The 5702-nt window shown below is 67.8% G+C and carries 7 protein-coding genes; 3 read left to right on the top strand and 4 right to left on the bottom strand.

The genetic code is table 11. From position 1 onward, the window contains the following. Window positions 1-1509: non-homologous end-joining DNA ligase (gene ligD, locus Q0U08_RS17280; RefSeq protein WP_298092865.1), on the bottom strand; the 1509-nt coding region annotated here is incomplete at its 3' end. Window positions 1510-1548: 39 nt separating this feature from the next. Further along, complete coding sequence (locus tag Q0U08_RS17275) at window positions 1549-2406, bottom strand: Ku protein (RefSeq protein ID WP_298092864.1); 858 nt, start codon at window positions 2404-2406, stop codon at window positions 1549-1551. Window positions 2407-2511: 105 nt separating this feature from the next. Between Q0U08_RS17275 and pdxH the strand changes: the two genes are divergently transcribed. From pdxH to Q0U08_RS17260, 3 genes are read left to right on the top strand one after another with little or no spacing between them, the layout of a single operon-like run. Continuing rightward, on the top strand, window positions 2512-3090 hold the full coding sequence (pdxH, locus tag Q0U08_RS17270; RefSeq protein WP_298092863.1) for a pyridoxamine 5'-phosphate oxidase: 579 nt from the start codon (window positions 2512-2514) through the stop codon (window positions 3088-3090). Continuing rightward, on the top strand, window positions 3087-4034 hold the full coding sequence (locus Q0U08_RS17265) for a cation diffusion facilitator family transporter (RefSeq protein WP_298092862.1): 948 nt from the start codon (window positions 3087-3089) through the stop codon (window positions 4032-4034). The genes pdxH and Q0U08_RS17265 overlap by 4 nt, the downstream gene beginning before the upstream one ends. A 10-nt stretch (window positions 4035-4044) precedes the next feature. Beyond that, window positions 4045-4839 (top strand): PhzF family phenazine biosynthesis protein, encoded by a 795-nt coding sequence (locus Q0U08_RS17260; protein ID WP_298092861.1) that lies wholly within the window; start codon window positions 4045-4047, stop codon window positions 4837-4839. Here the strand turns inward: Q0U08_RS17260 and Q0U08_RS17255 are convergent. Together Q0U08_RS17255 and Q0U08_RS17250 are read right to left on the bottom strand one after the other, a co-directional pair. After that, window positions 4836-5096: a UvrB/UvrC motif-containing protein gene (locus tag Q0U08_RS17255; protein ID WP_298092860.1), complete on the bottom strand. Its 261-nt coding sequence runs from the start codon at window positions 5094-5096 to the stop codon at window positions 4836-4838. The genes Q0U08_RS17260 and Q0U08_RS17255 overlap by 4 nt on opposite strands. Then, window positions 5093-5702, bottom strand: a 610-nt coding sequence (locus Q0U08_RS17250) for a tRNA methyl transferase PRC-barrel domain-containing protein (RefSeq protein ID WP_367271155.1), incomplete at its 5' end; no start/stop codon positions are given. The genes Q0U08_RS17250 and Q0U08_RS17255, both read right to left, overlap by 4 nt.

Below are 5702 nucleotides of genomic sequence, written 5' to 3'. Positions count from 1 at the left end.
GCGCAGGCCCAGGAAGCTGGGATGGCGGAGCAGGCCGTCGGGCGTCATCTCGGTAAAGGCGATCTCCGCGACCAGCTCGGGCTTCACCCAGCGGGCGCCGCGGGTCATCGCGCGGGGCGCCTTGACGGGGGCGGCGTCGACGGGACGGGCGTCGAGTTCGGTGCGCAATTCGGTCATCGCGTCCTGGGTGAAGCCGGTGCCGACCTTGCCGGCATAGCGGAGTTCGCCGTCCCGGTGGACGCCGAGCAGCAGCGACCTGAAGCCGCGGCGCTTGTCCGATGGCAACCAGCCGATGATGACGAATTCCTGACGGTGCAGGCATTTGATCTTCAACCAGTCGTTGCTGCGCCCGTTCGGATAGGGGCTGTCGGCGCGTTTGGAGACGACGCCCTCCATCCCCTCGCCACAGAGCGAGGCGAAGAGCTGTTCGCCGGCACCGACGATATGTTCGGCGTAGAGCAGGCGATCGTCGCTGCCGGTGACGAGTGGCTGGAGGCGCGCCTTGCGCTGGACGAGGGGGAGCGCGGTCAGATCCTCGCCATCCTGTTCGATCAGGTCGAAGGCGAAGAGCGTCATCGCGCCGCCGCTGCCGATCGCGTCCTTGAGCGTCGAGAAATCGGGGCGGCCCTGCTTGAACGCGACGATCTCGCCATCGATCAGGGCGGAGGTGACGGGGAGCGCCGCGGCGGCCTCGGCGATGCCGGAAAACTTGTCCGTCCAGTCCAGGCCGTTGCGGGTGAAGACGCGGGCGGTGCCGCCGGCGACGGCGATGAGCGCGCGGTAGCCGTCATATTTCATCTCGTGCACCCAGGCATTGCCGGGGGGGACATGATCGACCAGCGTGCAGAGCGCGGGCGAGCGGAAATCGGGCAGGGTCGTCTTCTTCGCCTTGCCACGTCCGGGGGCTTTCGGGCTTGCGGCGGCCTTGCGCCCGGCCGGCTTGTTCTCGGCGATCTCGGCCATGGTGCGGCCGGTGGCGATGCTGGTCAGCGCATCCTCGGTCAGCATATCGGTGCCGCCGGCAAAGCCGTCCGCGATCTTGCGGAGCAGCCAGTTCTCGCGCTTCTCCCGGCCGCGGGGTTTCAGCCGGATCAGCAGCCATTCGCCCTTCATCCGTTCGCCATCCAGAACGAAGTGGAGGTGGCCCTTGTCGATATCGGCAGCGGACTTGCCCTTTATCGGCGCCCAGGTGCCGCGGTCCCACAGCATGACGGTGCCGCCGCCATATTCGCCAGCCGGGATCGTGCCCTCGAACGTGGCGTAGGAGAGCGGGTGGTCTTCGGTGCGGACCGCGAGCCGCTTCTCGTCGGGGTCGAGGCTGGGGCCACGGGTGACCGCCCAGCTTTTCAACACGCCATCCACCTCCAGGCGGAAATCCCAGTGGAGGCGGGTGGCGTCATGCTTCTGGACGATGAAGCCGTTGCCGTGACCGGGGGCGAGCGTGCCCGCGGGTTCTGCGGTTTTGGTGAAGTCCCGCTTGGCATTGTACAGCGCGAGTGGGTCGGTCATTGGGCGTTCCCGAGTGGCTCCCTCTCCCCGCGGCTAAAGCTATGCACGCTTCCTCGCGGGGGTCTTTTTGGGCGCCGGCTTTTTGGCCGCCGGTTTTGCGCCGCCACCGCCCTTTTCCATCGACTTTTTGAGCGCGGCCATCAGGTCGACGACATTGGCGCCGGAGGGGCCCTTGTCGTCATCCTCCTCGATGATCCTGGCGCCCTTTTTCGATTTGCGCTTGCGCTCGATCAGGCCCTTCAGAGCATCGACATAGCGGTCGTGAAATTCCTGTGGGTCGAACGCGGCGCTCTTCTTGTCGATCAGCGCCTGGGCCAGATCGAGCAGCTCGGGGTCGGGCTTGGCATCCGGGATCTCGCGGAAATAGCTCTGCGCCTTGTTGACCTCGTCGGCGTAGCGCAGCGTTTCCAGCACCATGCCGCGCCCGCACGGCTTCAGGCTGACGACATATTCGCGGCCGCGCAGGGCAAGCTGGCCGAGCCCGACCTTTTTCGAGCGCCGCAATGCCTCGCGCAGGACGATAAACGCTTCTTCCGCCAGATCGTCGGCAGGGACGACGAAATAGGGTTTTTCGTAATAGAGTACGTCGATTTCATGTGCATCGACAAACTGGGTAAGCTCCAGCGTCTTCTTCGATTCCAGCTTCACCGCATCGATCTCGTCCTGCTCCAGCAGCACGTATTCGCCCTTGGATATCTCGTACCCCTTCATGATCTCGTCGGTGTCGACGGGGCCCATGCCGGTCACCACCTTTTCATAATGGATCGGCTTGCCGGTGGGTTCGTGAATCTGCTTGAAGCTGACCGTGGCGCCGCTCTTGGTGGCGGAATAGATCTCGACCGGGATCGACACCAGCGCGAGACGGATCTGGCCTTGCCAATAGGCGCGTGCGGGCATCGTGCTCTTCTCCGTTGCGGCGGCGATTCAATTCGCGAGCAGGGGGACTCGTTCCGGCGCGGGCATGGCGTTGGTTTTCGGCGACGAAGGGCGTATGGAACAGGCATGGCCGATAGCCCTTTCGAACTGTTCGACGCCTGGTATGCAGAGGCCAGGGCGGGCGAACCCAACGACCCCAATGCGATGGCGCTGGCCACCGTCGATGCCGAAGGCCAACCCTCGGTCCGCATGGTGTTGCTCAAGGGGCATGATCCCCGTGGCTTCGTGTTCTACACCAATCGCGAAAGCCGCAAGGCGCAGGATCTGGGTGCGGACGCGAAGGCGGGCCTGCTGTTCCACTGGAAGTCGCTGCGCCGGCAGATCCGCATCGAGGGGCCGGTGTCCCGCGTCACCGATGCCGAGTCGGATGCCTATTTCGCCAGCCGCGGTCGCGATTCGCAGCTTGGCGCCTGGGCGTCGGAGCAGTCGCGGCCCCTGGATGCGCGCGAAACGTTCGAGGCGCGGTTCGAGGCGATGAAGGCCCGGTTCGAGGGGCAGGACGTGCCGCGGCCGCCGCATTGGGGCGGATACCGCGTCGTGCCGACCCGGATCGAGTTCTGGCAGGACCGCGCGCACCGGCTGCATGAGCGGCGGCTGTTCGTCGCGGAAGGCGCAGGGTGGCGCGAGGGGCTGTTGTTCCCATGACGCTGGAGGAACGCCGGCAACTGATGCCGCTCGCCACGCGCGCCGCGCTGGCCAGCGTCGCGATGGCGCTGTTCCTGCTGGGGCTGAAGGGCTTTGCCGCGTGGCACACCCGCTCGGTGGCGATGCTGGGCAGCCTGGCGGATACCGGGCTGGACCTGCTCGCCAGCCTCGTCACGCTGTACGGCGTGCGGCTGGCGGCGACGCCGGCGGACCATGACCACCGCTTCGGCCACGGCAAGGCGGAGGCGCTGGCCGCATTGTTCCAGGTCGCGCTGATCACCGCATCGGCCGCCGGCATTGCGTGGCGCGCGATCATGGCGCTGGGCGAGACCCAGCCCACCCAGGCGGCCGAATTCGGCATCGGCGTGTCGCTGGTCGCGATCGGCGCCACCGCGCTGCTGTTATGGTATCAGCGCAGCGTGATCCGGCGGACCGGATCGGTCGCGATCATGGCGGACAATGTTCATTACCAGTCCGACGTGTTGCTGAACGCATCGGTGATCGTCGCGATCGCGCTGGACCAATATGCCGGCTGGCACGGCGCGGACCCGATCTTCGGCATCGCGATTGCGCTGTGGCTGGCATATGGCGCGTTTCAGGCATCGTCCAACGCCATCGACCAGTTGATGGACAAGGAATGGCCCGACCAGCAGCGCGCGGCGTTCCTGGACGTGGCGGCGCGCCAGCCGGGGCTGAAGGGCATTCACGACTTCCGCACCCGCCGTTCGGGAAGCCACGACTTTGCGCAGTTCCACATGGAGGTGGACGCGACCCTGACCGTGGCGGCGGCGCATGATATCGTCGAGGATGTCGAGGTGGCGCTGCGCCGCGCCTTCCCCAAGGTGGAGGTGCTGATCCATCTCGACCCCGAGGGACATGTCGATACCGACAATCCGCTGGTCGAGGCGGACGTGACGCCGCACTGGTTCGGCAAGCGGCTGTAAGGACTGGCTGATGCGCATTCCCTTCACCCAGGTGGACGCGTTCGCCGATGCCGCGTTCGGCGGCAATCCGGCGGCGGTGATGCCCTTGTCGCGCTGGCCGGACGATGCGACGCTGCTTCGCATCGCGCAGGAGAACAACCTGTCCGAAACCGCCTTCCTGGTGCCGATCGCGGACGGTGAGGCGGATTTCGAGCTGCGCTGGTTTACCCCTGGCACCGAAGTCGCCTTGTGCGGCCATGCGACGCTGGCGAGCGGGCATGTCGTGCTGTCGTCAGATACCAATCGGGCGGCGGTGCGCTTTGCGACGCGGCAGGCGGGCGTGCTGGAGGTGGCGCGCGACGGCGCGGCCTATGCGATGGCGCTGCCGGCCTGGGCGCCGGGCCTGTGCGAGATGCCGGGAGTGGTGGCGGCGCTGGGCGTCGAGGCCGAGGCGGTGCTGTTCCACGAGAAGGGCTATGTGGTCGTCGTGGTGGCGGACGAGGCGACGGTGCGGGGGTGCGCGCCCGACATGCGCGCGCTGGCGGCACAAGGCCCCTATGTGGTGATCGTAACCGCGCGCGGTGACGCGACCGATGTGGTCAGCCGGGCGTTCGTGCCGGCCTTTGCGGTGGATGAGGACCCGGTGACGGGCTCTGCCCATGCGGTGCTGACGCCCTATTGGACGCAGCGGCTGGGACGCGACCGGTTCACGGCATTCCAGGCGAGCGCACGCGGCGGACGGCTGACCTGCACGCTGGACGGCGACCGGGTCGTGCTGGGCGGGGCGTGCGTGACGGTGATCGAGGGCGCTTTCCTGCTGCCCTAACGGCGGCGCGAGCGGCCCTTGGTCATCGGATCGGGGCGGGGTGGCGGCGTCCACCCCTCGGGCGGCTCGACCTTCTGGCGGCTGGTGCCCAGACCCATGGCGCCGGGCTGCTGGCGGTGGAGGCCGGTGGGATCGGCGGCCTGCGCATCCGATCCGCGAAGCAGGCTGATCTCGTCGCGCAGACGCTTGGCCAATTCGAAATCAAGCGCGGCGGCGGCGGCCTCCATTCGTGCCTGAAGGTCGGCGATGCGGCTCATGCGGCCAGCGTCGCCGCCTCGGTCGCGGCGATCCAGCCGCCGCCGAGCACCCGGTCGCCGGCGTACAGCACCGCTGCCTGCCCGGGTGCGACGCCATATTCGGGCGTGTCGAAGACCAGCCGGTCCTCGACCATGCGCGCCGGAACCGGCCGCGCCATCGAGCGAACCTTGGCGGTGAGCGGGCCATCCAGCGGGCCGAGGATGTTGAGGTCGGTCAACCGCGCGGCATCGACCGCCAGCGCGGTGCGCGGGCCGACGACGACGCGGCGGGTGTCGGCATCCAGACGCACAACGTAAAGCGGTTCGGGGCTGCCGCCGATCTCCAGCCCGCGACGCTGGCCGACGGTGTAGTGGATCAGGCCGCGATGCTCGCCCAGCTTGTGGCCGGCCATGTCGACGATATCGCCGCGGGCATCCGCCTCTGGCCGCAGCTTCTTGACCAGGCCGGCATAGTCGCCGTCGGGAACGAAGCAGATGTCCTGGCTGTCCGGCTTGGTCGCGACGCCCAGGCCCAGTTCCGCGGCGATCTCGCGCACCCGGGGCTTGGGCAGGGCGCCGAGCGGGAAGCGCAGGAAATCGAGCTGGGTCCGGGTGGTGGCGAACAGG

It is taken from the genome of uncultured Sphingomonas sp. (genome assembly GCF_946477935.1).
In the GTDB taxonomy this organism is placed as follows: domain Bacteria; phylum Pseudomonadota; class Alphaproteobacteria; order Sphingomonadales; family Sphingomonadaceae; genus Sphingomonas.
The sequence above is the reverse complement of the archived record's forward strand: the minus strand, read 5'-3'. Positions and strand labels throughout refer to the sequence as shown.

Bases quoted from the DNA above. Each gene is read 5' to 3' on its own strand.
- pdxH (WP_298092863.1), top strand. From the start codon at position 2,512: ATGGCCGATAGCCCTTTCGAACTGTTCGACGCCTGGTATGCAGAGGCC.
- Q0U08_RS17275 (WP_298092864.1), bottom strand. From the start codon at position 2,406: ATGCCCGCACGCGCCTATTGGCAAGGCCAGATCCGTCTCGCGCTGGTG.
- Q0U08_RS17255 (WP_298092860.1), bottom strand. From the start codon at position 5,096: ATGAGCCGCATCGCCGACCTTCAGGCACGAATGGAGGCCGCCGCCGCC.
- Q0U08_RS17260 (WP_298092861.1), top strand. From the start codon at position 4,045: ATGCGCATTCCCTTCACCCAGGTGGACGCGTTCGCCGATGCCGCGTTC.
- Q0U08_RS17265 (WP_298092862.1), top strand. From the start codon at position 3,087: ATGACGCTGGAGGAACGCCGGCAACTGATGCCGCTCGCCACGCGCGCC.